The sequence below is a fragment of the Kaistia defluvii genome (assembly GCF_040548815.1).
Classification (GTDB): domain Bacteria; phylum Pseudomonadota; class Alphaproteobacteria; order Rhizobiales; family Kaistiaceae; genus Kaistia; species Kaistia defluvii_A.
Map to the genome: position 1 here is coordinate 578,862 of NZ_JBEPSM010000003.1, position 24,982 is coordinate 603,843.

A 24,982-nucleotide genomic window follows, 5' to 3' on the forward strand; every position below is an offset into this window, starting at 1 on the left:
ATTGCCTTATCATTATTGTTTGAACTCATATGAGTTTGCGTGTAGTTGACGAAGGGAGGCTTGACGATCTCGCGTTATGGAGAAGAGCGATGTCACACGATCCCGTCTCGGCGCTGCCGAAGGGCAAACTCGTCATCCGCAATATCGGCATGGTCCTTAGCGGCGCCATGGAAAACCCGATCCTCGACGCGGATACGGTTGTCGTCGTCGACGGCAGGATCGCGGCCATTGGTCGTCTTGGGGATCTCGACACGGAAGACGCCACCCAGGTCATCGACGCCAATCAGGCTGCGTTGGCTCCGGGGCTGATCGACAGTCACGTCCACCCCGTCGCGGGCGACTGGACGCCGCGCCAGAACCAGATGGGCTGGATCGACAGCACCATGCATGGCGGCGTCACCACCATGATTTCCGCTGGCGAAGTGCATACGCCCGGCCGCCCGACCGACATTGTCGGCCTGAAGGCGCTGGCGATCGCCGCGCAGCGCACATTCACCAATTTCCGCCCCGGCGGCGTCAAGATCCATGCCGGTGCCCCGATCATCGAGCAGGGCATGGTTGAGCAGGATTTCAAGGATCTGGCGGATGCGGGCGTGCGCCTGCTCGGCGAGATCGGCCTCGGCAGCGTCAAGGATGGCGAGACCGCCGGCAAGATGGTCGGCTGGGCGCGCAAATACGGCATCCAGTCGACGATCCACACGGGCGGCCCCTCGGTGCCGGGCTCGGGCCTGATCGGCGCCGACGTCGTTCTGGCGGCCGGCACCGATGTCGTCGGCCACATCAATGGCGGCCACACCGCACTGCCGGATCTGGAAATCCGCTGCATCTGCGAAGGCTGCAAGGCCGGCCTCGAGATTGTCCATAACGGCAATGAGCGCGCCGCCCTCTATGCGCTGCGCATCGCGCGCGAAATGGGCGAGATGGGGCGTGTCATCCTCGGCACCGATGGCCCCGCCGGCTCGGGCGTCCAGCCGCTCGGCATCCTGCGCATGGTGTCCCTGCTGTCGTCGCTGGGCGACGTGCCGGCCGAGATCGCGCTCTGCTTTGCCACGGGCAATACGGCCCGCATGCGCAGCCTGGAAAGCGGGTTGATCGAGGTCGGCCGTCCCGCCGATTTCGTGTTCCTCGCCAAGGCGATGCATTCCGCCGGCCGCGATCTGCTCGACAGCATCCAGCTTGGCGATCTGCCCGGCGTCGGCATGATCGTCATTGACGGCATCGTCCGTTCCGGCCGCAGCCGCAACACGCCGCCGGCCGAGCGCCTGCCCTTCATCTGCAACTAGAGCTCTGCCAGGTCGCGTTTTCTTGACGCGAACCGGTACCCCACTTCGCTTGAAACCGCGCCATTGCTCTCGACTGTCCACTTCAGGAGTTTGAAATGACCGACGTCGTCGTCCGGAAGTTCCTTATCCGCATCGAGGAGATTTTTCACGAGGGCGGACCCGTTTCCGCCAATCCGCCCCGTCGCGGCACGATCATGGCCGTGGTGAAGAACCCTTATGCCGGCCGCTATGTCGAAGACATCACCGGCTTCATGGAAGACCTGAAGCCGCTCGGCCTGGAAATGTCGACGCGCCTGCTCAATGCGCTCGGCGGCGACAAGTCGGTCATCGAAGGCTACGGCAAGGGTGCGATCGTCGGCGAGGGCGGTGAACTCGAGCATGGCGCGCTCTGGCACATGCCCGGCGGCCATGCGATGCGCGCGCTGCTCGGCGACGTCAAGGCGATCGTTCCCTCGGCCAAGAAGGTCGGCGGCCTCGGCGCCAATATCGACATCCCGATCACCCATATCCACGCCTCCTATGTCCGCAGCCATTTTGATGCCATCGAGGTGAATGTTCCGGACGCGCCGCGCGCAGACGAGATCGTTCTGATCCTGTCGATGACCACCGGCTCGCGCGTGCATGCCCGCGTCGGCGGCCTGGCTGTCTCCGACATCAAGGGCGAGGACGGCCTGCGATGACCGTCATCCGCAAGATCGTCACGACGCTGGAAGAGACGCTGATCGAGGGCGACGTCGTCCTGCCGCATCCCTTTCGCAAGGTGTCGGCCGTCGCGGTCGTCTCGAATTCCGCCTCGGGCCGCTATGTCGAGGATCTGAGCGAACTGATGGATCTGGGCGAGCAGCTCGGCGACATCCTGCCCCGGCGGGCGGTCGCGCTGCTGGGCATTCCCGGCGATCAGGTTGAGAGCTTCGGCAAGGCGGTGATCGTCGGGGCCGAGGGCGAGTTCGAGCATGCGGCGGCGATCATGCACCCGAAGCTCGGCGCTCCCTTCCGCGCCGTGCTGGGCAAGGGCGATGCTCTGATCCCGTCGGCGAAGAAGCGGGCCAATATCGGCGCCGTCATCGACGTCCCGCTCGGCCACAAGGATCACGCGCGCGTGCGCAGCCATTTCGACGCCATGGAAGTCCGCATTCCGGATGCTCCCAAGAAGCATGAGATGGTCGTCGCGATCGCCGTCACCGATTCCGGCCGGCCGCTGGCCCGCGTCGGCGGCATGCGCAAGGAAGACATCGGCCAGTAGGCCGGACTTCCTCCCCGAATGAGAGAAGGCCGCTGTCGAAACAGCGGCTTTTTTGTTTGTGGGGCTCGGGAGAGCCACCCTCACCCCAACCCTCTCCCGCGAGCGGGCAAGGGGGCTCGCTAGCGCCCATTGCTGCGACTGCGCCAAATGAGGAACGCCTGCTAAGAAGCCTCGCCCGCTTGCGGGAGAGAGTGGGGTGAGGGGCTTGCTTTGGGACGGAAGCCCGCTCAGGTCTTCTCGGCGATCTCGGCGCGGACCTCGTCGCCATGCTCGCCCAGGCGCGGCGAGCGCCGGGTCAGCGCCAGTTCCGAGCCGGACATGGTGATCGGCGAACGCACGCCCGGAATTCCGTCGATATCGATCTGCATCCCCCGCGCCAGAACCTGCGCGTCGGTGAACACGTCTTCGAGCGTGTTGATGGGGCCGGCCGGCACATGCGCTGTAGCGAGCTTCTCCAAAAGCGCGTCTCGCTGCCAGCTCGCCAGTTCGCCGGCGATCAGCGCCGTGAGCGCCACCCGATTGGCGACGCGGAGCGAATTGGTCAGGAAGCGGGCGTCGGTGGCGAGTTCCGGCTTGCCGATGACCGAGGCAAAGCGGGCGAATTGGCCGTCATTGCCCACCGCCAAAATCAGATGCCCGTCCGCCACGGCAAACGTCTGGTAGGGCGCGATGTTCGGATGCGCGTTGCCGAGCCGGCGCGGCGGCTTGCCGGTGGCGAGGAAGTTCATCGCCTGGTTGGCGAGCACGCCGACCGAGGTATCAAGCAGAGCCATGTCGATATGCTGGCCAAGCCCGGTGCGCGCGCGCTGGGCGAGCGCCGCCTGGATGGCGATCACGCTGTAGAGGCCGGTGAAGATGTCGGAGAAGGCGACGCCGATCTTTTGCGGTTCGCCTTGGGGATCGCCGGTCAGATCCATGATCCCGGCCATGCCCTGGATGAGAAAATCATAGCCGGCGCGCTCGCGATACGGCCCGGTCTGGCCGAAGCCGGTGATCGAGCAGTAGATGAGGCGCGGGTTGATCGCGTTCAGGCTCGCATAGTCGAGCCCGTATTTTCCCAGGCCGCCGACTTTGAAATTCTCGATGACGACGTCGGCATCGGCGATCAGGGCGCGGACGAGATCGGCGCCTTCCTGGGTGCGGAAATCGGCGACGATCGAGCGCTTGCCGCGATTGCAGGCATGGAAATAGGCGGCCGATGTCTCGCCGCCATTCTCGATGAAGGGCGGGCCCCAGCTGCGCGTGTCGTCGCCCTCGGGGCTCTCGACCTTGATGACGTCGGCGCCGAGATCGGCCAGCGTCTGGCCAGCCCAGGGGCCAGCCAGGATGCGCGCCAGCTCGATGACCTTCAGTCCCGCGAGCGCCTGCATCAGAAGAAGGCCTGGATGCCGGTCTGGGCGCGGCCGAGGATCAGCGCGTGCACGTCATGCGTGCCCTCATAGGTGTTGACGGTCTCGAGGTTCTGCGCGTGCCGCATGACGTGGTACTCGATCTGGATGCCGTTGCCGCCATGCATGTCGCGCGCCTGGCGGGCGATGTCGAGCGCCTTGCCGCAATTGTTGCGCTTGACCAGCGACACCATCTCGGGCGCGGCCTGGCCCTCGTCGAACAGCCGGCCGACGCGCAGCGAAGCCTGCAGGCCGAGTGCGATCTCCGTCTGCATGTCGGCGAGCTTCTTCTGGAAGAGCTGCATGCCGGCCAGCGGCTTGCCGAACTGCTTGCGATCGAGGCCATACTGACGGGCGCGGAACCAGCAATCCTCGGCAGCCCCCAGCACGCCCCAGGAAATGCCGTAGCGGGCGCGGTTCAGGCAGCCGAAGGGACCCTTGAGGCCGGACACGTTGGGGAGAAGCGCGTCTTCGGAAACCTCGACATCGGCCAGCACGATCTCGCCGGTGATCGAGGCGCGCAACGACAGCTTGCCGCCGATCTTCGGGGCGGTGAGGCCCTTCATGCCCTTTTCCAGCACGAAACCGCGGATCGCGCCGTCATGCGCTTCCGACTTTGCCCAGACGATGAAGACGTCGGCGATCGGCGAATTGGAGATCCAGGTCTTGGCGCCGTTCAGGACGTAGCCGCCTTCGGTCTTCCGGGCGTTGGTGATCATGCCGCCCGGATCGGAGCCGGCATCCGGCTCGGTCAGGCCGAAGCAGCCGATCCACTCGCCGCTCGCGAGCTTGGGCAGGTATTTCTGCCGCTGCGCTTCGCTGCCATAGGCGTAGATCGGATACATCACCAGCGACGACTGCACGCTCATCATCGAGCGATAGCCGGAATCGACCCGCTCGACCTCGCGCGCCACCAGGCCGTACGAAACGTAGGAAGCGCCGACGCCGCCATATTCGGCCGGCACGGTGACGCCGAGCAGGCCCATCTCGCCCATCTCGCGGAAGATCTCGGGGTCGGTCAGTTCGTCCAGATAGGCCTTTTCCACACGGGGCATCAGGCGGTCGGCGGCAAAGGCCTTGGCCGTATCGCGGATCATCCGCTCCTCGTCGTCGAGCTGGGACTCGAAATGGAACGGGTCTTCCCAGGCGAAGCGCGACAGCGCCGGTTGATCCTTGGCCTTCAGGGTGGGGTTCAATGCGGACATGCGGTCACCTTTGCAGTCTGGGCATGCGGGCCGCGAACAGCCACGCGTTTGCCGAAAACTAGCAAATCGCGTCCAGGCGGGATAACAAGGCTTTCAGCGAAGTTGATGAGTATCGATCATAATCCGAGGGTAAGCGGCGGCCATGCGCGAAGGCTATATCCCCACGATTACAGAGCTTCAGGCTTTCTCGGCCTGTGCGCGGCTCGGTGCGACCACGCGCGCCGCGCATGCGCTGAACCTGACGCAAAGCGCCGTCAGCCGCTCGGTCGGCACGCTGGAGGAGCGGCTCGGCGTGCGCCTGTTCCACCGCGTCAAGCAAAGGCTGATCCTCTCCGACGCCGGTCGCGCGCTGCATCGCGATGTCGACCGGTTGCTGGAGGATCTGCAGCAGGCGGCGATGACGGTGATGGCGTTCGGCGGCCATGCCGACGTGCTGCGGCTGGCGGTGCTGCCGACCTTCGGCAGTACCTGGCTGGTGCCCAGGCTCGCGGCCTATCGCAGCGTTGCGCCCAACCTCACCTTCGATATTTCCGCGCGGCTGGACGTGGTCGATTTCGAGGCGGATGGCTTCGACGCCGCCATCCAGCGTGGCGATCACCGCCCGCCCGGCGCGCATGCCGACATGCTGATGGAGGAGCAACTGGTGGTTCTCGCCGCGCCGTCCCTTCTGGAAGGCAGAAGCGTCCTCGCGGATTCCGAGCTTTCGCACATGCCGTTGCTGCAGCAATCGACGCGGCCGACGCTCTGGCTCGACTGGTTCCGTGATGCCGGCCTCGACAGCCGCACCATCCTGCGCGGCGCCCGCTTCCAGCATTTCGACATGGTGATCCATGCGGCGATCGCCGGTCTCGGCGTCGCGCTAGTGCCTGAAATCCTCGCCCGCGCCGCGCTCGCGGCGGGCGATCTGGTGCTGGCTTCGGAGCGGCGGCTGGTCGGCGACCAGCCCTACACGCTGATCTATCCCCATCGCAGCCAGCAAAGGGAAGGCTTCATGCGCTTCCGCGGCTGGCTGCTGCAACAGGTCGGGGACGAGGCGTTGATCAGTCGTCGCTGATGCGCTGCAGCAGTTCCAGCAACAGCGCCTGTTCGGCGGCGGATAGCGGTGCCAGAAGCCGGGTGCCGGCTTCCTTGCTCTTGCTCAGCCGGTCGAGCGTGTAGTCGACGCCCTTGTCCGTCAGCGTGATGATCACCATCCGCTGGTCGGTGCTCGACGTGCCGCGCGTCACCAGCCCAAGCTTGCGGAGCTTGCGCACCACCAGGCTGATCGTCGACGGGTCCATGGCCGTCAGGCGGCCGAGATGGTTCTGCGAAACGTCGCCGTGCCGCAGAATGGTGGCAAGTGCTGCGAACTGCGTCGGCGTCAGGTCCTCGCCTGCCATTATCTGCTGGAAGCAGGTCGTGGCGCGCTGGTGCACCTTCCGGATGATATGGGCCGGATGGTGATCCAGATCGTAGCCGGTCGCGGCGATCATCTCGTCGATCTGCGCCCGGCTATAGCTCGTGCCTGCAGCTGGCTCGTCGCCGAGCTCGCCGTCCTGGCTTGCGTTTTCAATCAATAGGTGTAGCCCCTTGCCACTCTGGCGTTCAGAAAATCCTTAAACCTGACGCAGCGCAAGACCATCCTTGAGGGATGCGACCACGTCGGCGGCGTTCGTCACAACGCCGAAATGGGTCGCGATGTCATAGAGCGAGCTTTCCTGCTCGCGCGCACCGGTTGCGGCGCAGCAATCCTGCGGGACGGCGACGTCATAGCCGATGAAAAAGGCGTCATGCACGGTCGAGCGGACGCAGATATTGGTCACGACGCCGAACACGACAAGCTGGGTGATCTGCATGTCCTTCAGGGTCATGTCGAGATCGGTCTGGAAGAAAGCCGAATAGCGGCGCTTGACGATGTGGATCTCGTCGGCGCGGGCGCCGAGGTCCTCGATGATCTCCGTGCCCCACGTGCCTTCGACGCAATGCGGGGTGCGCTTCACCCATTCGCGGTCGCGGCGCATGTTGGCGCGGTGCACGTCATGCACCCAGAAGACCGGTGCGCCGACGGCGCGGGCAGCCTCGATCACCTCGAGCTGCTGCGGCACCAGCGTCTCGTAGCCCGGCAGCACCATGGCGCCGCCCGGCTTGCAGAACTCGTTGATCATGTCGACGACGATGACCGCCGTGCGGGCCGGGTCGAGGGTCAGGGTCTCGCCATGGCGATGATCCGAGAAAACGTCAGCACTCATATGATCCTCCATGCGGGTTTCGCTGCATCGCCGGCGTCCACGCAGCGATCCATCCGGCCCTCAGCTCCAAGAACTTTATTTGGCTAGTAAGTATATTACTCACGCCGTGTCAACCAAGGCAAGTTGTCCAAAATCCGGTCACGTCGGAACCTTATCTGGCTGATTTTAATGCAGATTCCGAAATTGAGCTGCGCACCTGCAGGTCCATTGACAAAGGCCGGGATTCGATCTGATTATTGTATGACTATCAATGAATGAGGCGGTCGAGGGGACCTGTTCTCGTCATTGATCGGAGGGACTTCCATGCTCATTCGCAAGCTAACCGTTTCGCGCCTGATGCTAGCCAGTGCCATGACCGTTCTGGCTTCCTTGTCTCCGTCGATTGCCAGCGCCGAGGGTGTCACCCTCAAGGTGTTCGGCGGCTCGGCACTCAATAAATTGGCCCCGCGTCAGACGCCTGACGTGCAGAAGGCCATTCAGGACAAGGTGATTTCCGGCTTCCTCGCGGCGCATCCCGAGGTCAAGGCCGTCGAGTGGGACGCGCAGGGCCCGCAGGCCAACGACGTCCAGCGCCTGATGACGGCGCGTCTCGCCAATCAGGAAATGGACCTGATCGCGTGCTCGGCCTTCTACACCAACGGCGCCTATGTCCGTCGCGGCCTGGTTCGTCCGATCACCAAGGAGATCGAGGCGTTTTCCGCCAATCTCGACCAGCCGGCGATCGGCGCCTTCACCGTGCGCGGCGAAGTCTACGCCGTGCCGATCACGACGATGTCGACCTCGGCGATCTTCTACAACAAGAAGGTCTTCGCGGATCTCGGCATCCCGGTGCCGCCGAGCTATGAGAACCTGAAGGCCGCCGCGCCGAAGCTTGCCGCGGCCGGGCTGATCCCGCTGCTGCATCAGGGCTCCAACACGCCCATGTGGCCGATGTGGTACTTCGAGACCTTCGCCCAGGCCTCCGGCGACCCGATCGGCCGCACTACGGCGATCCTGGACGGCAAGGCGAAGTTCAACGATCCCGACGGCGTCGCCGCCTTCGACCTGATCAAGACATGGGTGGATGACGGCATCCTGTCCAAGGACTCGCTCGCCGTCGACCAGGACGGCATGCGCTCGGCCTTCGCGAGCGGCAAGAGCGCCATGTATTACGGCGGCACGTGGGAAGTTCCGTCGCTGCAGGAAAGCGTGCATGACTTCGAGTGGGGCACCTTCGCCTTCCCGAAGATGGCCGGAACTCCCGGCGAGCCGAAGCATGGCGGCGGCGCTGACAACGGCATGTGCATGTCGGCGACGATCGCGCCGGAGAAGGTCGCGCCGGCCGTCGCCTTCATGGCTTATCTGACCCAGCCCGAGGTCGCGACGCTCTATCTCGAGCCCGAGCAGCCGCTGGCGACCTCGGTCAAGGGCGTCCCGGTCGTCGAGGATGCCTATGCCAAGGACCTGCGCGCCAGTGCCTTTCCGAACACGGTCAAGTTCCTCGACTGGGTCTGGCCGGCTGAAATCGCCACCGCCGTCTCGTCGTCGATCGCCGGCGTCGTCGGTGGTCAGCTGACGCCGCAGCAGGCCGCGGACGCCGTGCAGGCCGTCTATGACGACCTCGTCGCCCAGGGAAACTGGCCGCCGCAGGACTAAGCCTCCCAACCCGCAAGCGAGCCCCGGCATCATTGGGAAGCCGGGGCTTCGCCGGTTGATCGGACGCATGCCGCCCGAAACGGATCATCGACAAGGACAAGATCATGACCACCCTGAGCGCAAAGCCGCAGCGTTTCTCCATCGGCTATCATTTGAACAGCTGGGACCTTGAAGGGCTGCCGCTGCAGCCGGCCTTGAAGTTCCTGGCGGATCAGGGCTTTGGCTGGTTCGAGATCCTGGCCTTCACCAGCCTGTCGGATCAGTTCGCGCGCAAATACATGCAGCTCGGCCACCAGGCGCCGATGGGTGTCACCACCGACACGGACATCCTGCGCCGCTATGCGATCCTGTCGAAGGCGCAGAGCGAACTCGGCATCCGCCTGTCGTCGCTCTACGTCAACGCCGTCTTCGTCAATCCCGTCGCCTGGGAATATGAGCGCGACGTTCTGCTGTCTCTGGCCCGTCTGCTCAAGGGTTTCGATGCGCCGGTGCTGGTGCTGGGCGGCGGACCGTCGGTCGCTTCCGGCAATGCGCATGACGCGCAGGACTATCGCGATTTCGCCCGCTCGCTCGAGGATATCGGCCGTCGCACCAAGGATCTCGGTATCGACACGGTCTACCACCCGCATCTCGACACCTTCGTCGAGACGCGCGAACAACTCGATCGCCTGATGGACGTGCTCGACACCTCGGTCGCCGGCCTCTGCATCGACCCGGCCCATCTGGCGCAGACCTATTCCGACCCGGTCGACGCGGTGAAGACCTACATCTCCGCCATTCGCTACATGCATTTGAAGGACACCAAGGTCGATCCCGCCCTGAAGGGCTATGACCGCTATGCCGCCTTCTGCGAACTGGGCGCCGGCGTCGTCGACCTGAAGGGAATCGTCAAGGAACTGCTCGACGCAGACTATGCTGGCCTCGCCATCGTCGAACTCGATGCCTCGCAGAAGACCGCCGAGCAGAGCACCCTCGAAAGCATCGACTATCTCAAGAACACGCTCGGCCTCGTGCTCACTCCCGACGCGCGGGCTTAAGCCATGGCGATGCCGGCAGCCCTGACCTCGAAATCTCCGGCGCCCTCGCGCGTCTCGCTTGCGAGGCGGCTGGGGCGCAGCGACGGGTTTGTCGCGGCGATGATGATGTTGCCGGCCGGCATCCTGTTCGCGCTGTTCTTCCTCTGGCCCTTCGTCAGCGGCTTCTGGCTCTCGTTCCAGCGCTGGGACGGCTTTTCCGACCCGCGCTTCATCGGCTTCGGCAATTACCTGCGGCTGATGAAGGACGGGGTGTTTCTCCTCGCGCTGAAAAACAGCTTCATCTTCGTCATCGTCAGCATCCTGGCCAAGAACATACTGGGTCTGGCGCTGGCGCTGCTGCTGAACCGCGTCACCTTCATGCGCGGCTTCATCCGCGCCTCGGTGTTCGTGCCGGTGACGATCTCCTTCGTCGCCGCCGGCCTGCTCTGGGCCTGGATCTACAATCCGGTGTTCGGCCTGCTCAATGCCGGGCTCGAATTCGTCGGCCTGGCATCCTGGAAGCGCAGCTGGCTTGGCGATGCCAATGTCGCGCTCTACGCCGTCATCGTAGTCGATGTCTGGAAATGGCTCGGTTTCCACGCCGTGATCTACCTGGCCGGCCTGCAGACCATTCCGTCCGAGCTCTATGAGGCGGCCCGCATCGATGGCGCCAATGCCCGTCGCCGGCTCTGGCACATCACGCTGCCGCTGATGGTGCCGGTGATCTTCATCAACACGATCCTGAGCCTCTCCGGCGCCTTCGTGCGCAATTTCGACATCGTCCATGTGCTGACGCAGGGCGGCCCCAACCACGCCACCGAGGTCGTGATCACCGCCATGGTCAAGGCGGCCTTCACGAACAGCCAGATGGGCTATGCGGCGGCCATGGGCTACGCGCTGTTCGTCCTGGTCGGCAGTATCTGCGCCATTCTCGTCTATTGGCTCGGCCGCACGAGGTTCAAGGTCTGATGGCTATGTCCTCCACCCGCGACGTCCCGCCCGATTCCTCCCGCGCCTTCACCGCCGCACTGGAGCGCATCGGCATCTATGCCGCCCTCGCGATCGTGCTGTTCCAGACGCTGTATCCGCTGCTCTGGGTGCTCTTCGGCTCGCTGAAGACCAAGTCCGAACTGATCAACAATGTCTGGGGCCCGCCGACCAGCCCGGTCCTCGACAACTACATCCAGGCCTGGCAGATGGCCGAGATGGGGACGCGCATCGTCAACAGCGTCACGGTCACGGCGCTTTCGCTGGCGATCCTGATCCTGGTGGTGACGCCCTGCAGCTACGCGCTGGCGCGGCTGCGGTTTCCGGGCCGGAACATCGTCACCGGCCTGGTCGTCGGCTCGATGCTGGTGCCGCCGCAGGTGCTGGCGATCCCGCTCTTCATGGTGGCGCGCGACCTCGGCATCATCAATTCGACCGTCGGCATCTCCTTCATCTATGCGGCGTCGATCATGCCGCTCTCGATCTTCATCATGCGCAGCTTCTTTATGTCGCTGCCGTTCGACCTAGAGGATGCGGCGCGCGTCGACGGGGCAGGGCGGGTTGCGATCCTGGTCCGGATCATGCTGCCGCTCGCCCGTCCCGGGATGGCGCTGATCATCATCTTCGGCTTCATCGAGGTCTGGAACGACTTCTTCCTCGCCTTCCTGCTGCTGCGGCAGCCGGAGGTGCAGACCATCCCGCTCGGGCTGGTCAACTTCTTCCAGCAGTACGACTCCCTGTGGAACCTCTATTTCGCAGCGTTGATGATCACCACCCTGCCGGTGATCCTCCTGTTCGTGCTCATGCAGCGGCAGTTTATTGCCGGCCTGACCGCCGGCGCAGTGAAGGCCTGAGAATGACAAAGCGTAAGATCGGTGTCGGCGTCGTGGGCTGCGGCGAGATTGCCCAGCTCATGCATCTGCCCATCATCAAGGAACTGCCCGAACTCGAAATCGCGGCGCTGTGCGACCTCTCGCGTCAGGTCGTCGACAGCCTCGGCGAGGCCTATGGCGTCGCAGGCCGCTACACCGACCATCACGAGCTGATCAACGATCCGGCCGTCGACGTCGTGGTGATCTGCACCTATGACCACGGCCCGATCATCGAAGACGTGATCGCCGCCGGCAAGCACTTCACCGTCGAGAAGCCGCTTGCCTTCACGGCTGAGGAAGCCGCGCCGCTGATCGAGAAGGCGAAGGCCAAGGGCGTGCTCGGTCTCGTCGGTTACATGAAGCTCTATGATCCCGGCTATGTGCTGGGCATTGAACGCATGGCCTCGATCGAGGCGCTGAAGCAGATCCACGTGCACAATTTCGCCGGCCGCTTCGACCGCTACCAGAGCCTGTACACCCAGGTTCGCGGCAGCGACGTCGATCCGGCCAGCCTCGCCGCCGGTCGTGCCCTGGCCGATGCGCGCATCGAGGCGTCGCTGGGGCCCGACCATGCCGGCTACAAGGACACCTATCTGATGCTGCTGATGCTCGGCAGCCATAACCTCGCCGTCCTGCGCGGCGCCTTCGGCGTCGCCGAAAGCGTCGAATACGCCAAGGCGGTCGATCCCAACCACATTTTCGCGCTGCTCAATTTCGCCAATGGCGTACCGTGCGTGTTCGAGGTCTCGTTCGGCGCGCAGTATGAGTGGTGGGATGAGTGGATCGCGGCCTATGGCAAACATGACGAAGTGCGGGTCGATTTCCAGAATCCCTACATCCGCAACACGGCCGCGACCGTGACCATCCGCGAGCCGCGCGGCAACGGCCCGTCCGAGACCATCCTTCCCGGCAAGCCCGACACGGCGTTCCGCCAGCAGTGGCTGCACTTCATCGATTGCATCGAGAACGGCACCGCGCCGCGGACCAGCCTCAAGGGCGGTCTGGAAGATCTGAAACTGGCGCAGGCCATCATCCAGGCGCTGCCGCCCTGTCCGAAGGTGCAAAACTGATGCGGATCGTCATCACGGGTTCCAGCGGCCTGCTCGGACGGCATGTCGCCGCGGCTGCCGTCGCCGCGGGCCACGACGTGCTCGGCATCGACAGCGTGCCGCCGCCGGCCGGGAGCGGCTGGCGACATGTCACCGCCGATCTGACCGATCTCGGCATCGCGATGCAGCTGGTGCGCGATGCCGATGCCGTCTTCCACATCGCGGCCATCCCGCGCCCGACCGGGCGCGCGGCGGCGGAGGTGTTCCAGACCAACATGGCGCTGGCCTACAACGTCATCGAGGCATCGGCGCTTTCGGGCGTGACCCGCTTCGTCTACGCCTCTTCGTTCAGCATTTTCGGCTATCCGTTCTTCACCAACTGGCCGAAGCAGCTCTATCTGCCGATCGACGACAATCACCCGGCCGGCCCGCAGGATGCCTATGGGCTTTCGAAGTGGCTGGGCGAGGAAATGGTGCAGGCGGCAGTCGCGCGCGGCGCGTTCACGGCCGTCAGCCTGCGGATGCCCTGGGTGCAGACGCCGGAAGGCTTTGCCGGCCAGATCGGTCCGCGCCGCGCCTCTGGCGATGCCGGCCGCGATCTCTGGTCCTATATCGACGCGCGCGATGCGGCGGATGCCTTCCTGCTGGCGCTGCAAGCGCCCGTCGAGGGCCATGCCCGCGTCATGATCAGCGCCGCCGACAGCTACATGGACGAGCCGACGGCAGAACTGGCTGAGCGCGCCTTCCCGGATGTGACGCGCAACCCGATGCCGGGCTTCGCCAGCACGTTCGATCTCGACAATGCACGCCGGACGCTGGGCTACGAGCCCCGCCATTCCTGGCGCGACTATCCCACAAGCTGATTGGAGACCGTCATGACGAGGTTCATGGACAAGATCGTCCTGGTGACGGGGGGAGCCGGCGCGATCGGCCAGGCCGCCGTTCGACGCTTCCTGGAGGATGGCGCGCGCGGCGTGGCGATCCTCGATCAGGACGGCGCGCGCGCGTCGGCGCTGGCGGCGGAACTGGGCGACCGGGCGTTTGCCGTTTCGGCGGACGTGACCGATCCGGCGGCCGTCGACGTGGCGCTTACTGCCGTCGTCGAGCATTTCGGCCGGATCGACATCCTGTTCAACAATGCCGGCATCTCCGGCACCCCCGCGCCGATCCCCGAGCTGGCGCTGGAAGAATGGGACCGCGTGCTGCGCATCAACCTGCGCGGCATTTTCATCGTGCAGCAGGCCGTGGTCCGCATCATGATCGCCCAGAAGCAGGGCGGCGCGATCGTCAACATGGGTTCGTCCATGGCCGGCTGGGACGTCCTGTCGGGCGGCTCGCCCTATACGGCCAGCAAGCATGCCGTGGTCGGCCTGACCAAGGTCGCGGCGCTCGATTGCGCGCCCTATGGCATCCGCGTCAACGCCGTCTGCCCGGGCGTCATCCAGACGACGCTGGGCGTGCCGGCTGCTGACCAGGCCGCCTTCGAGGCGAGCACCAAGCGCTTTTCCGACCGTATTCCGCTGCGCCGTATCGGCCAGCCGGAGGATGTCGCGGCGGTGGTGGCTTTCCTCGCCAGCGACGACGCGCGCCATGTCACCGGCTCGGAACTGCTGATCGACGGCGGCCAGACGCTGATGAGCTGGGCCAACGCGCCCGACGCGGACGCCTATCCGCGCTACATCTGAGCGATCGCCGCGCGCGATGGGGCGCGTCCACCCAGGTATGAAAAAAGGGGCGGCGCCGATGGCGCCGCCCCTTTCTGTTGGGCTGCTGAAAGCGCTGCCGGCTCAGGCAGATTCCGGGTGGGGCGTAGCCGTGGGAGCCACGGGCGGGGTCGCCTCGACCTTCTTGTCCTTGCCACCACCGATGAGTTTGTAGAACAGCGGGATGAAAAAGATGGCGATGAAGGTCGCCGCCAGCATGCCGCCGATGACGCCGGTGCCGATCGAATGGCGGCTGGCGGAGCCGGCGCCCGTCGAGATCGCCAGCGGCAGCACGCCCAGGATGAAGGCGAGCGACGTCATGATGATCGGACGGAAGCGCAGGCGCGCCGCCTCCAGCGCCGCGTCGAAGGCGCTCATGCCTTCCTCGCGCTTGATCACGGCGAATTCGACGATCAGGATCGCGTTCTTCGCCGCAAGGCCGATCAGCGTCACCAAGCCGATCTGGAAGTAGACGTCGTTGCTGAGTCCGCGCAGCCAGATGGCGAGCAAGGCGCCGAACAGGGCGAACGGCACCGCCAGGATGACCGCGAGCGGGAGCGACCATCGTTCGTACTGGGCGGCGAGGATCAGGAACACCATGATGATGCCGAAGATCAGCGCCTGCTGGCCTGAACCGCCGGTGGCGATTTCCTGATAGGCCGAGCCGGTCCACGCCACCGTATAGTTGAGCGGCAGCGCTTCCGCCGCGACTTCACGGATGGCGGCGAGCGCCTGGCCGGAGGAATAGCCCGGCGCCGGATTGCCCATCACCTTCGCTGCCGGGAAGTTGTTGAAGCGTTCCAGCAGGTCCGGTCCGATCGTCCGGTCGACATGCACGAGCGCATCGAGCGGGATCATGCTGCCGCTGTCGGCGCGGACGAAGACTTGGCGCAGGTCTTCCGGCTTCTCGCGGAAGTTCGCCTCCGACTGCAGCTTGACCTGGAAATTGCGGCCATAGAGCGTGAAGTCGTTGACATAGAGGCTGCCGAAAGTCGCCTGCATGGTGGAGAAGATCGAGGTCAGCGGCACGCCAAGCGCCTTGGCCTTCTCGCGGTCGACGTTGATCTTGTACTGCGGCACGTTGGTCGCCAGCGTCGTGCGGACGCCGGCGAGTTCCGGCCGCTTGGCAGCCGCCTCGACCAGCGCCTGGGTCGTCGCCAGCAATTGCGGCGTGCCCGCGCCGGCACGGTCCTGGACGTAGAGCTCGAAGCCGCCCGTCGTGCTCAGGCCCTGGATCGGCGGCGGGTTGAACGCCAGCACCATGCCGTCCTGGATGCCGGCATTCATGCCCATGACCTGGCCGGGCATGGCGCGGGCGTCGAGATCCGGCGTCTTGCGTTCGGCCCAGTCCTTCAGCTTGACGAAGGCGGCGCCGGCGCTTGGCGACTGCGAGCCGGCGAGCAGGTCGAAGCCGGAAAAGGCCAGGACACTGGCTACCGCAGGGTGCTTGGAGACGTTGTCGCTCACCGTCGACATCACGTCGCTGGTGCGCGACAGGGCGGCCGCCGGCGGCAGGATGCCGACCGTCAGGATGACGCCCTGGTCTTCTTCCGGCACCAGCGCGCCGGGGATCTTCATGGCGAGATAGCCCATCGCGCCGATCATGATGGCGAACAGCGCGATGCCGAGCAGGGCCCGCTTCAGGAAGAAGCGAACGCCCGAGGTGTAGCCGCGCGTCAGCCATTCGAAGAAGCGGTTGAACAGGCGGAAGGGCAGGATCGGCTCGTGATGGCCGGGCTTCAGCAGCAGGGCGCAGAGCGCCGGCGTCAGCGTCAGCGCGACGATGCCCGACAGGGTGACGGAAACGGCGATGGTGATGGCGAACTGGCGATACATCTCGCCCGCCAGGCCGCCCATGAAGGCTACCGGCACGAACACCGAGACCAGCACCAGCACGATGGCGATGACGGGGCCCGTCACTTCGCCCATCGCCTTGATGGTCGCCTCGCGCGGCGGCAGCTTCTCCGTCGTCATGATGCGCTCGACGTTTTCGAGCACGACGATGGCGTCATCGACGACGATGCCGATCGCCAGCACCAGGCCGAACAGGGTCAGCAGGTTGATCGAGAAGCCGAGCAGATACATGCCGGCGAAGGTGCCGAGGATCGATACCGGCACGGCGATCAGCGGGATCAGCGTCGCCCGCCAGTTCTGCAGGAAGACGAAGACGACGACCACGACGAGAACAAGCGCTTCGATGAAGGTCTTGATCACCTCGTCGATCGAGGCCTGCACGAACAGCGTCGTGTCATAGGGGATCTTGTAGCTGACCCCTTCCGGCATCCGGCCCTGGATTTCGTCCAGCTTGAGCTTGACCGCCTCGATGGTGTTGAGCGCGTTGGCGCCCGGCTGCAGATAGATGCCGATCGGAACGGTCGGCTGGCCGTTCAGGATGGCCTTGAAGCCATAGTCCTGCGCGCCGAGATCGATGCGGGCGACATCGCGAAGCCGCAGCGTCGAGCCGTTCGAATCCGAGCGCAGGATGATATTGCCGAAGGCCTCGGCGTCGGGCAGGCGGCCGTCCGTGGTGACGGCGTAGGAATAGGTCAGCTTGCCCTCGGTCGGCGGGTCGCCGACGCGGCCGGCGGCGTATTGCTGGTTCTGCTCGCGGATGGCGGTCGCGACTTCGTCCGTCGTCAGGCCGAACTGGGCCAGCTTGTCCGGTCGCAGCCAGACACGCATGGCGTAATTCTCGCGGCTGAACAGGTTCGCCTCGCCGACGCCCGGCGTGCGCTTCAACTCGTCGATGACGTTCAGCAGGGCATAATTGGCGAGAAAGACGGAGTCGTATTGCGGATTGTCCGAGGTCAGCGCCACGACGGCGAGGATCGAGCTCGACTGCTTGTTGACCGTGACACCCAGGCGCTGGACCTCCGAGGGTAGCGCTGAAAGCGCCCGCTGCACGCGGTTGTTGACGTTGATCGTCGCCTGGTCGGCATCCGTGCCGGTGGCGAAGGTCACGATCAGCCGCGTCGAGCCGGAACCCGAATTGATCGACTGCATGTAGAGCATGTCTTCGACGCCGTTGATCTGCTCTTCGAGCGGCGCCGCGACCGTCTGGGTCAACACGTCGGCGCTGGCGCCGGGATAGGTTGCGGTGACGACCACCTGCGGCGGCGTCAGCTCGGGATATTGGGCGATCGGCAGGGCGCGCATGGCGAGAATGCCCGCCAGCACGATGACGATCGAGATGACGGCGGCGAAGACCGGCCGTTCGACGAAAAAGCGGTTCATCAGTTCGCCTGCGCAGTCTGGACGATCGTCTTGGCAGCGGCGACCGGTGCGCCGGGACGGACCTTGATGACGCCGGAGGTGACGACGTGGTCGCCCGATTTCAGCCCTTCGGTGACGATCCAGCCGCCCTCGACCGACTGGCCGAGGGTGACCGGCGCCATGGCGGCGACGTTCTTGTCATCGACGGTGTAGACGAACTTGCCCTGCGGTCCCTGCAGAACGGCAATTTCCGGCACCACGATCGCCGAGGCAAGCGACATGCCCGAAATGGTGACGCGCACGAACTGGCCGGGGATCAGGTAGAGGTCCGGATTGGGGAACACGGCGCGCGAGCGGATCGTGCCGGTTTGGACGTCGATGCTGGACGAGGTGAAGTCGATTTCGCCCGGCTTGTCGTAGACCCGGCCATCGCCGAAAGTGATCGTCGCCGTCAGCTTTGCATCGGCCGTATGCGCCTTCTGGGCATCGGTGATGCTGCGCAGTTCGGCGGCGTTCGCGTCGGTGAAGGAGAAGTTCACATAGACCGGATCGAGTTGGCTGATGGTGGTCAGCAGGCTGTCGGTAGTGCCGACGCCGATCAGGCTGCCTTCCGGGACGACGTCGAGGCTGGTTACGCCGTCGATCGGCGCGCGCACGGTGGCATAGTCCAGATTGATCTGCGCCGTCTTCAACTGCGCCTTGGCGGCGGCAACGGCGGCCTCGGCGAGGTCGACGGCCGAGAGCGCGTCATCGCGCGTCTTTTGCGAGCCCACCTGGCGGGTGAACAGTTCCACGGCGCGGGCCTTGTCGCGCGTTGCCTGGGCAAGCTGCGCCTGTGCCGTCTGCAACTGCGCGTCCGCGCGGGCGACTTCCGCCTCATAGGTCTTGGGATCGACACGGAACAGCACGTCGCCGGCCTTCACCCTGGCGCCCTCGACATAGGCGCGCTCCATCAGGATGCCGCCGACCTGGGCACGGACCTGGACTTCGCGGAAAGCGGAGACGCGCCCGGCATAGCTGTAGCTCAGCGGCACCTCGCGAGCATTGACGGTGGTCAGCTCGACGCTGGGCGGCGGCGGAGCGGCCGGCGCCTGGGCCATGGCCGTAGCCGGCAGGGCGAGCAGACTGGCGCCCATGAGCAGCACGGCTATGGTTCGACGGGAGGGAGACGGCAAACGCATGCTTTTGCACCGCAAAAAGAGATGGCTGGATCTATTGCAGCACAGCATATATACAAACAACAATGTATGTAAAGGGAGCCGTATGAATGAGGCGCACGAAATCGGAGTCTGAGGAAACTCGGCAACGCATCATGAATGCGGCCGAAACCGTCTTCGTCGAGATCGGCGTTTCCCGTGCGTCCATGGAGAAGATTGCCGCCGCGGCCGGCGTCACCCGGGGCGCGATCTACTGGCATTTCGCCAACAAGCAGGAATTGCTGGGCGCCATCATCCAGCGCGTCCACGGCATCCATGACGCCGTCATTGCCCGGGCGTTCGAAGGCGGCGCGGAACCGCTTCGAAGCGTGCTCGACTGGGCTCTGGAGGTCATCGAACTGTTCGCGACGGACGATCACACTCGGAAGGTCTACAAGATCATCGTGACGCGCTGCGAATATGTCGGAGAAATGCAGGAAGCCTTGGCCTGGCAGCAGGAGATGCGTGAAACCATGGATGCCAATTTCCGTCGCGCCTTCGAGGCCGCGGAAGCGGATGGGCATCTGGGGCCGGGGTGGACCGCCTGCGCCGCCTCGATGACGTTGCGCTGTTTCATGTCGGGCATGCTCGACAACTGGCTGCGCTACGAGTTCGACGCCAGCTTGGCCGTGACCCTGCGCGCCGCCCTGAATTGCCTGGTGGCGAGCTTTCGCTGTGACGTGGCGGCGGCCCAGCGCGAAGGCGTGCCGGGGCCGCAATCGGCCTGACGGTCAGCCCAGCGCGAGCCTGCCGATGGCCCACCAGAGCAGGATGCTGAGCGCGATGATGCCGGCATAGACGAGGGTGCGAAGGATGGCCCGGGGGGTGTCTCTCAATCGGAGAGGCGTTGTGGCGCGGCTTCCCGCCTTGGTGGCATCCCGGCGGCTGTCGGGCATCTTGCTGCTCATGGACGGCAAATTCCGGGTGGACAACAGGAAAGCGGCACAAGCTGTATTGGAAATGCCTATCGCGAGCAATTGGCGAATGCCTTCCGTAAGGCGAGGAATGTACTTCCTCCACACGAAATCGGCCTAGTCTTCGTAGGTGGCGGCGGTCCTTCGTAAGGGGTGTCGGCCGAATAGGTCGGTGATCTCGGGATGTTCGGAGAAAGGGATCATGGATCTGTAAAGAGCCTGGTGACGGGCCGAATGGACGGAACGGAGGAAGCGTTCCTTCACGCGCTTTCTTCCCTCCGCGGCAAGTCGGCTTCGATGCGCCTCGTCTCCCAGAATGTCGCGGATCGCCTGGGCATAGTCGGCTGCATCGAACCGGTCGATCAGCCGCCCGTTGACGCCATCGATCACCACCTCGTCCGTACCCGGAATGTTGGAGGCGATCACCGGCAAGCCGCAATGCAGTGCCTCGATCGGTGCGATCGGCAGCCCCTCCCAAAGCGAGGGAAGCACATAGAGCTTGGCCGATAGAAACGTCCGCAGCACCTCGTCCCTAGGCAGGGCGCCGGAGAGGGTGATGCTGTCGCGCGCCGGGCTGGCGGCGATCCGGGCGCGCAGGGAAGGCTCCAGCGCGCCGCCGCAGATCATGCGCAGGCGGATGCCGGAACCGCGCAAGGCTTCCATGATCTCGACCATGAAGAACGGATTCTTTTGCCGGTGGGCGCGCCCGGCAAAGACCAGATCGAAGCGCTCCTCGAAAGGGACGAGGCCCTCGAACTCGGTGGGATCGATGCCGTTGGCGATCACCGAGTGCCGATCGTCGCCTGCGGGCAGGATCCGCTCGCGTTTCGCCTGGAACCGGTCGCCATTCGACACGAACACCACGGCATCGGCCCGCGCAAAGATCCGTCCTTCGGCGAGGCGACCCAGAGGACGCATCGGTAGCGGCCTCTTCGCGTGGTGAAAGCCGTGCACCGTGTAGGCCAGCGGAACCGTCTTCGACAGAGATGGCAGGCAGAACGGCAAGCCGGCGCGGGCTCCATGGGCATGGAGAAGGTCGGGGCGGAACGCTTTGATCCGCTGCGCCAGGCGACCTGGCAGGCGAAAGTCGAACCGCGAGGTGAAGAAGTCGAGCGGCAGGCAGGCGATCCCGGAGTTCTCGGCCTGCTCGGCGACGGGGGAATTGGGCGCGGTAACCAGGCCGACATCCCAGTTTCCGGTCGCCACGAGATCGCGGCAGAGTCCGAGGACCACGGTGGCGCCGCCGCCCGCGCTGCCATCCGGCAGGATGTGCAGAACGCGCTGACGCATCCGGCTAGCCATCCGCGCGCTCCGCGGGGCCGATCCTGTGGCGGGCGGCGAGGACGGCCGCGCGCGCGGCCAGCAGCAAGGTCGCATTCAGCACCATCGCCAGCCCCACCCCGACGAGCCCAAGCCGGGGCAGCAGCACGACGCTGAGCAGAACGGCGGTGACCGCGCCGAGGATGTTGATGCCGGCCAGGGAGCGGTCGAGTCCTCGACTGTAGAGGCCATAGTTGAGCCCGTCGCCCACTAGCCGGATGACGGAGGAAACCAGCATCAGCGCCAGCAGCGGACCCGAAATCGGCAATGCTTCAGCCGAGACCAGGGGCAGGCCAAAGACGGCGACGGCAAAGACCAGCAGGGCAAGCGGCGCACCGATCGCCAGAACCCGCAGGACCAGCGCGCTGAGTTCGATCCGCCATGGCCCGTCGCCTTGACGGTAGGCGCTTACCAGCGCCGGGAGGGAAACCTGCACCGTTGCCGCCGTCACGAGGACATGCACGGCATTGGCGATCGCCCAATGCAGCACGAAGATCCCGGTCGCGCGGAGGTCGAGCATCGAATGGACGATGTAGCGGTCGAGATAGGTCATGCCGACGATGCCGAGATCGTTCAGATAGATCAGCTTGCTGCCCCGCATCCGCGCCGCGATCCAGTCCCGGTCGATGCGGGCGCGCGCAATCGCGGCGAGCGGCCAGGCGGCGAGGATCGGCAGAAGGGCCCCGAAATTGGCGATCAGCGCCAGCGTCCAACACAGAAGCACGAAGTCGAGCGTCCGCAGCGTCGGAAAGGCGAGGCCGAGCCCGGCGGCGGGAAAGACCCAGAGCCCGGACCGGACGAACAGCAGGAAATTGGCGGCGACCGGCTTGCCGACGCTGATCAGGGCAAAATGCAGATCAAAGGCGAGCGATTCCAGAAACAGGATGGCGGCAATCCAGGGCAGCGCGCGTGGCGCCTCGATCGTCTCCGTCACTATCAAAGCCGCCAACACGGCGCCCACGGCGGCGAGGCTCGCGATCGTGAGCAGCAGCCGGTCGCGCACCAGCCGGCCGGCCTCCAACGGCGGTCTGCCAACAAGTTCGCGGCCGAGATAGTAGGTGACGCCCCATCCCAGCACGACCGGGGCCAGGCTGGCGGCGCCCTGGATCAGGCCGAATTGGCCGACCGCATCCATGTCGAGAAAGCGGGCGAGATAGACGACCAATCCGAGCCGCATCGCCAGACCGAGGGCCCGCACCGAGAGATTGGCGGCGGGGATGGCGAGCGCCTGTCGGCGCAGGACGAAACTAGCCGCCGGCATGGCTGGATGCGATCTGTGGGGCTGCGCCCGCTGGCATAGCCTCCCAGCCGACCTGGCTTTCGAGCCGCTCGGCAATCGTGTTCCAGTCGAGCCCCAGGGCAAGGCGGCGCCCGGCGTCGGAAAGTTCCTGCCATTGACCCAGCACCCGGCGGGCCGCATAGGCTAAGGCAGCCGGTTCTGGCGCGGCGACGAGACCGCATCCGGCCGCCAACACCACGTCCTGAGTCCCGTTGCCCACAAAGCCGGCGGTGACGACCGGCAATCCGCTGGCCATCGCCTCGGCGACGACGCGTGGAAAGCCCTCGCGGCGGCTGACGAGGGCGAACAACTCATATTGCGCCAGCAGCCGGGCCTTTTCGGCATCGCTCACCGGACCGGGAAGGGTGATGGCATCTGCCACAGGCGACGCGGCGACAACGCGGCGCAATTCCGGCAGGGCCGGTCCGTCGCCGGCAATGGTCAGCCGGCCCGGATAGCCATCCTGCTTCAGTCGTTCGAAGGTTGCGACGAGCAAGGGCAGGTTCTTGTGCTCGACGATGCGGCCGAGCGACAGGATACCGCTCCGGGTAGATCTTGGCTCGGAGTGATAGTCGTCGAGACAGAGGCCGCTCGGCAGGACGAAGAAGGGCCGGCCGGAGGCCATTCCGATCGCGCCTGCCACCGCGTCGCTGATCGCCGCATTGTGCCGGACGAGGCATGGCAGCCATTTCTGCAGCATCACATAGAACCGGCCGTCGCGAACCTCGCACCAATGCAGGACGGCGTGGCGGCGATGCTCAGACGGTAGGGTCACCGCGTGCAGGAGCGGCCATTGGTTGAGAAGGACCAGGTCGTATGCGTGCCCCGCCAAGCAGCGCCGCGTCCAGAAGGCGTAGCGAAAGATCGTCGGCCAGGCGCGCTTCATCCAGGCTCTTGGTGGCGTCCTGTAATCGGGGTCGGTGGGAAAGCGATGCACGGTGACCCCGTCGACGATCTCCAGCGGCGGCAGGCCTTCGGCATGGGCGACGCAGAAGACATCGACGCTATGGCCCCGGCGGGCCAGCGTTCGGCCGAGGCCCTCGAAGAAGAGTTCCTGCCCGCCGATGCTGGGCGGATAGAGTTCGGTGAGCAGCGCGATCCGCATCACGCCGTTCCCACGGCCGGAACGTCTGGCAGGAAGAGCCCCGGGCGGATGTCCGGGTGGCGCCAGAGATCCTCCACCGCCTCCCGGATCGTCCGTTTCGGCCTCCAGCCGAAGCGTGTTTCGATCCGGCCGATATCCGCAGCGAGAAACGGCCGGTCGACGGCCCGGATGCGGGCTGGGTCCATCACGACGCGAAAGTCGACGCCCGCCGCCTGCCGCATGTGGTGCAGGATCTCCGCGACCGAGTGCTGGCGCGCGGTGCCGAGATTGACGGCCAGGGCTTCGCCCGGCGGCACATCGCCCCCAAGCGCCAGCGCGGCGAAGCCGGCGGCGGCGTCCTCGACATGGATGTAGTCGCGCTTCGGCCAGATATTGCCGAGCCGGACCTCGCTTTGGCCCGTCTTCAGCTGCCATGCGATCTCGGGCAGGAGATGCGGGTTGGTCTCGCCGGGGCCAACGACGTTGAACAGGCGCGCCGCAATGCCCGCCAGCCCCTTGGCGCGGCTGAAGTGCTGCAGATATCCCTCGGCCTGCAGCTTGGTCAGCCCGTAGACATCGCTGGGTTCGAGCGCGGAGACATCCTCGCGATGCGGCACATCGTCGGGCCCATAGACCGCGCCGCTACTGGCCAGCACGAAGCGGCAACCCCGTGGCGCGGCCGCCAGTAGGTTGACCGTACCCGCGACATTGACCATGACCGCCGTGACGGGGTCTTGCTCGCAATGCGGAATGAAATGGATGGCGGCGAGATGGACGATGACCTCCGGCGCAAAGGCGCCGACGGCGCGTTCGACGGCAACCGGGTCGCGAACATCGCCCTCGACCAGCTCGATCTGGGCCAGTTCCGCTTCCGTGAATCGGCATCGTCCGAAACGAAGGGCGTCATAGACGAGAACGTCATGATCGCGAGACAGCAGCCGAACCAGCGGACGCCCGACAAAGCCGGAACCTCCGGTGATCAGGATGCGAACGCGATGACCTGTCATTGCCATGGGCCCCCCGGTATCGCGTCATCAGACGGCGGGACGTGCCGTCATAAGACGCGATGCGAATACTGGCTTGCGGTCGTCTGTATGGTCTGTGGCAGAGGCTGCTGGTTCCGCCCGCTTCAGGCTGGCGGAGAATGGCCGGAAATTGTCTGGGATCTGCACCTTCTATTGAAATAGTGCTCGGGCGGAATTGCAAGCGCTTCCCTGCACACGCCGAAGCTGCGCTGACCGGGCGCCGGGGCAGGCTGCGGCCGTGCCTGAACCGAAAATTAATCGCCAGACGATTAACTGGGACCTCGCATCGCTGCTCCCCACGGAGGCGGCGATGGTCCGTATTGCGTTTTCACGGCAGGTCCG

The 24,982-nt window shown here is 65.3% G+C and carries 23 protein-coding genes; 12 read left to right on the forward strand and 11 right to left on the reverse strand.

Annotation, left to right across the window (positions count from 1 at the left end):
* Positions 1–89: 89 nt before the first annotated feature.
* The 3 genes from ABIE08_RS19555 to ABIE08_RS19565 all read left to right on the forward strand — a co-directional run bounded on the left by ABIE08_RS19555 (position 90) and on the right by ABIE08_RS19565 (position 2,526).
* On the forward strand, positions 90–1,283 hold the full coding sequence (locus ABIE08_RS19555; RefSeq protein WP_354553509.1) for an amidohydrolase family protein: 1,194 nt from the start codon (positions 90–92) through the stop codon (positions 1,281–1,283).
* A 95-nt stretch (positions 1,284–1,378) separates the two neighbouring features.
* On the forward strand, positions 1,379–1,963 hold the full coding sequence (locus tag ABIE08_RS19560; protein ID WP_354553510.1) for an amino acid synthesis family protein: 585 nt from the start codon (positions 1,379–1,381) through the stop codon (positions 1,961–1,963).
* Entirely contained in the window at positions 1,960–2,526 is a 567-nt protein-coding gene (locus ABIE08_RS19565; protein ID WP_354553511.1) for an amino acid synthesis family protein, read from the forward strand. Before ABIE08_RS19560 ends, ABIE08_RS19565 begins: the two co-directional genes overlap by 4 nt.
* Before the next feature lie 227 nt (positions 2,527–2,753).
* On the opposite strand, the gene ABIE08_RS19570 is transcribed toward ABIE08_RS19565, so the two are convergent.
* Both ABIE08_RS19570 and ABIE08_RS19575 read right to left on the reverse strand, forming a co-directional pair.
* Positions 2,754–3,896 (reverse strand): CaiB/BaiF CoA transferase family protein, encoded by a 1,143-nt coding sequence (locus ABIE08_RS19570; protein WP_354553512.1) that lies wholly within the window; start codon positions 3,894–3,896, stop codon positions 2,754–2,756.
* Positions 3,896–5,074 carry an acyl-CoA dehydrogenase gene (locus tag ABIE08_RS19575; protein WP_354553620.1) on the reverse strand — a complete coding sequence of 393 codons (1,179 nt, stop codon included), beginning with the start codon at positions 5,072–5,074 and terminating at the stop codon, positions 3,896–3,898. The genes ABIE08_RS19570 and ABIE08_RS19575 overlap by 1 nt, the downstream gene beginning before the upstream one ends.
* A 187-nt stretch (positions 5,075–5,261) precedes the next feature.
* Between ABIE08_RS19575 and ABIE08_RS19580 the strand changes: the two genes are divergently transcribed.
* Positions 5,262–6,173 (forward strand): LysR substrate-binding domain-containing protein, encoded by a 912-nt coding sequence (locus tag ABIE08_RS19580; protein WP_354553513.1) that lies wholly within the window; start codon positions 5,262–5,264, stop codon positions 6,171–6,173.
* Here ABIE08_RS19580 and ABIE08_RS19585 read toward each other — a convergent pair.
* The gene (locus ABIE08_RS19585) at positions 6,160–6,672 is read right to left on the reverse strand and encodes a MarR family winged helix-turn-helix transcriptional regulator (RefSeq protein WP_436409586.1); all 513 of its coding nucleotides are present in this window, start codon (positions 6,670–6,672) and stop codon (positions 6,160–6,162) included. The genes ABIE08_RS19580 and ABIE08_RS19585 overlap by 14 nt on opposite strands.
* 42 nt (positions 6,673–6,714) lie before the next feature.
* Positions 6,715–7,347 carry a cysteine hydrolase family protein gene (locus ABIE08_RS19590; protein ID WP_354553515.1) on the reverse strand — a complete coding sequence of 211 codons (633 nt, stop codon included), beginning with the start codon at positions 7,345–7,347 and terminating at the stop codon, positions 6,715–6,717.
* Positions 7,348–7,650: 303 nt separating this feature from the next.
* Here ABIE08_RS19590 and ABIE08_RS19595 point away from each other — a divergent pair, with 303 nt between their 5' ends.
* The 7 genes from ABIE08_RS19595 (at position 7,651) to ABIE08_RS19625 (ending at position 14,591) form a co-directional block, all read left to right on the forward strand.
* Positions 7,651–8,982, forward strand: coding sequence for an extracellular solute-binding protein (locus ABIE08_RS19595; protein ID WP_354553516.1), 1,332 nt, complete (start codon positions 7,651–7,653; stop codon positions 8,980–8,982).
* Positions 8,983–9,086: 104 nt separating this feature from the next.
* Positions 9,087–10,019, forward strand: a complete 933-nt coding sequence (locus ABIE08_RS19600) for a sugar phosphate isomerase/epimerase family protein (protein WP_354553517.1) — start codon at positions 9,087–9,089, stop codon at positions 10,017–10,019.
* Positions 10,020–10,022: 3 nt separating this feature from the next.
* Entirely contained in the window at positions 10,023–10,967 is a 945-nt protein-coding gene (locus ABIE08_RS19605; RefSeq protein WP_354553518.1) for a carbohydrate ABC transporter permease, read from the forward strand.
* Positions 10,967–11,839 carry a carbohydrate ABC transporter permease gene (locus tag ABIE08_RS19610; protein WP_354553519.1) on the forward strand — a complete coding sequence of 291 codons (873 nt, stop codon included), beginning with the start codon at positions 10,967–10,969 and terminating at the stop codon, positions 11,837–11,839. Before ABIE08_RS19605 ends, ABIE08_RS19610 begins: the two co-directional genes overlap by 1 nt.
* Before the next feature lie 2 nt (positions 11,840–11,841).
* Positions 11,842–12,927 (forward strand): Gfo/Idh/MocA family protein, encoded by a 1,086-nt coding sequence (locus ABIE08_RS19615; RefSeq protein WP_354553520.1) that lies wholly within the window; start codon positions 11,842–11,844, stop codon positions 12,925–12,927.
* Entirely contained in the window at positions 12,927–13,769 is an 843-nt protein-coding gene (locus ABIE08_RS19620; protein ID WP_354553521.1) for an NAD-dependent epimerase/dehydratase family protein, read from the forward strand. The genes ABIE08_RS19615 and ABIE08_RS19620 overlap by 1 nt, the downstream gene beginning before the upstream one ends.
* 12 nt (positions 13,770–13,781) lie before the next feature.
* A complete protein-coding gene (locus ABIE08_RS19625; RefSeq protein WP_354553522.1) occupies positions 13,782–14,591 on the forward strand; it encodes an SDR family NAD(P)-dependent oxidoreductase in 810 nt (269 codons plus the stop codon).
* 102 nt (positions 14,592–14,693) lie between these two features.
* Here ABIE08_RS19625 and ABIE08_RS19630 read toward each other — a convergent pair whose 3' ends face one another.
* Positions 14,694–17,843 carry an efflux RND transporter permease subunit gene (locus tag ABIE08_RS19630; protein WP_354553523.1) on the reverse strand — a complete coding sequence of 1,050 codons (3,150 nt, stop codon included), beginning with the start codon at positions 17,841–17,843 and terminating at the stop codon, positions 14,694–14,696.
* The gene (locus ABIE08_RS19635) at positions 17,843–18,958 is read right to left on the reverse strand and encodes an efflux RND transporter periplasmic adaptor subunit (protein WP_354553621.1); all 1,116 of its coding nucleotides are present in this window, start codon (positions 18,956–18,958) and stop codon (positions 17,843–17,845) included. Before ABIE08_RS19635 ends, ABIE08_RS19630 begins: the two co-directional genes overlap by 1 nt.
* A gap of 176 nt (positions 18,959–19,134) precedes the next feature.
* Here ABIE08_RS19635 and ABIE08_RS19640 point away from each other — a divergent pair, with 176 nt between their 5' ends.
* Positions 19,135–19,746, forward strand: coding sequence for a TetR family transcriptional regulator (locus ABIE08_RS19640; protein ID WP_354553524.1), 612 nt, complete (start codon positions 19,135–19,137; stop codon positions 19,744–19,746).
* 3 nt (positions 19,747–19,749) lie between these two features.
* Here the strand turns inward: ABIE08_RS19640 and ABIE08_RS19645 are convergent, their stop codons facing one another.
* The 5 genes from ABIE08_RS19645 to ABIE08_RS19665 all read right to left on the reverse strand — a co-directional run bounded on the left by ABIE08_RS19645 (position 19,750) and on the right by ABIE08_RS19665 (position 24,628).
* A complete protein-coding gene (locus ABIE08_RS19645; protein ID WP_354553525.1) occupies positions 19,750–19,926 on the reverse strand; it encodes a hypothetical protein in 177 nt (58 codons plus the stop codon).
* A gap of 123 nt (positions 19,927–20,049) precedes the next feature.
* Positions 20,050–21,234, reverse strand: coding sequence for a glycosyltransferase family 4 protein (locus ABIE08_RS19650; protein WP_354553526.1), 1,185 nt, complete (start codon positions 21,232–21,234; stop codon positions 20,050–20,052).
* On the reverse strand, positions 21,227–22,513 hold the full coding sequence (locus ABIE08_RS19655) for a lipopolysaccharide biosynthesis protein (RefSeq protein ID WP_354553527.1): 1,287 nt from the start codon (positions 22,511–22,513) through the stop codon (positions 21,227–21,229). The genes ABIE08_RS19650 and ABIE08_RS19655 overlap by 8 nt, the downstream gene beginning before the upstream one ends.
* Complete coding sequence (locus ABIE08_RS19660; protein ID WP_354553528.1) at positions 22,500–23,636, reverse strand: glycosyltransferase family 4 protein; 1,137 nt, start codon at positions 23,634–23,636, stop codon at positions 22,500–22,502. The genes ABIE08_RS19655 and ABIE08_RS19660 overlap by 14 nt, the downstream gene beginning before the upstream one ends.
* Entirely contained in the window at positions 23,636–24,628 is a 993-nt protein-coding gene (locus ABIE08_RS19665) for an NAD-dependent epimerase/dehydratase family protein (protein ID WP_354553529.1), read from the reverse strand. The genes ABIE08_RS19660 and ABIE08_RS19665 overlap by 1 nt, the downstream gene beginning before the upstream one ends.
* Positions 24,629–24,982 lie beyond the last annotated feature (354 nt).

Bases quoted from the DNA above. Each gene is read 5' to 3' on its own strand.
- ABIE08_RS19555 (WP_354553509.1), top strand. From the start codon at position 90: ATGTCACACGATCCCGTCTCGGCGCTGCCGAAGGGCAAACTCGTCATC.
- ABIE08_RS19595 (WP_354553516.1), top strand. From the start codon at position 7,651: ATGCTCATTCGCAAGCTAACCGTTTCGCGCCTGATGCTAGCCAGTGCC.
- ABIE08_RS19605 (WP_354553518.1), top strand. From the start codon at position 10,023: ATGGCGATGCCGGCAGCCCTGACCTCGAAATCTCCGGCGCCCTCGCGC.
- ABIE08_RS19655 (WP_354553527.1), bottom strand. From the start codon at position 22,513: ATGCCGGCGGCTAGTTTCGTCCTGCGCCGACAGGCGCTCGCCATCCCC.
- ABIE08_RS19630 (WP_354553523.1), bottom strand. From the start codon at position 17,843: ATGAACCGCTTTTTCGTCGAACGGCCGGTCTTCGCCGCCGTCATCTCG.
- ABIE08_RS19660 (WP_354553528.1), bottom strand. From the start codon at position 23,636: ATGCGGATCGCGCTGCTCACCGAACTCTATCCGCCCAGCATCGGCGGG.
- ABIE08_RS19620 (WP_354553521.1), top strand. From the start codon at position 12,927: ATGCGGATCGTCATCACGGGTTCCAGCGGCCTGCTCGGACGGCATGTC.
- ABIE08_RS19600 (WP_354553517.1), top strand. From the start codon at position 9,087: ATGACCACCCTGAGCGCAAAGCCGCAGCGTTTCTCCATCGGCTATCAT.
- ABIE08_RS19580 (WP_354553513.1), top strand. From the start codon at position 5,262: ATGCGCGAAGGCTATATCCCCACGATTACAGAGCTTCAGGCTTTCTCG.
- ABIE08_RS19560 (WP_354553510.1), top strand. From the start codon at position 1,379: ATGACCGACGTCGTCGTCCGGAAGTTCCTTATCCGCATCGAGGAGATT.
- ABIE08_RS19665 (WP_354553529.1), bottom strand. From the start codon at position 24,628: ATGGCAATGACAGGTCATCGCGTTCGCATCCTGATCACCGGAGGTTCC.
- ABIE08_RS19565 (WP_354553511.1), top strand. From the start codon at position 1,960: ATGACCGTCATCCGCAAGATCGTCACGACGCTGGAAGAGACGCTGATC.
- ABIE08_RS19610 (WP_354553519.1), top strand. From the start codon at position 10,967: ATGGCTATGTCCTCCACCCGCGACGTCCCGCCCGATTCCTCCCGCGCC.
- ABIE08_RS19635 (WP_354553621.1), bottom strand. From the start codon at position 18,958: ATGGGCGCCAGTCTGCTCGCCCTGCCGGCTACGGCCATGGCCCAGGCG.
- ABIE08_RS19640 (WP_354553524.1), top strand. From the start codon at position 19,135: ATGAATGCGGCCGAAACCGTCTTCGTCGAGATCGGCGTTTCCCGTGCG.
- ABIE08_RS19590 (WP_354553515.1), bottom strand. From the start codon at position 7,347: ATGAGTGCTGACGTTTTCTCGGATCATCGCCATGGCGAGACCCTGACC.
- ABIE08_RS19625 (WP_354553522.1), top strand. From the start codon at position 13,782: ATGACGAGGTTCATGGACAAGATCGTCCTGGTGACGGGGGGAGCCGGC.
- ABIE08_RS19650 (WP_354553526.1), bottom strand. From the start codon at position 21,234: ATGGCTAGCCGGATGCGTCAGCGCGTTCTGCACATCCTGCCGGATGGC.
- ABIE08_RS19645 (WP_354553525.1), bottom strand. From the start codon at position 19,926: ATGAGCAGCAAGATGCCCGACAGCCGCCGGGATGCCACCAAGGCGGGA.
- ABIE08_RS19570 (WP_354553512.1), bottom strand. From the start codon at position 3,896: ATGCAGGCGCTCGCGGGACTGAAGGTCATCGAGCTGGCGCGCATCCTG.
- ABIE08_RS19615 (WP_354553520.1), top strand. From the start codon at position 11,842: ATGACAAAGCGTAAGATCGGTGTCGGCGTCGTGGGCTGCGGCGAGATT.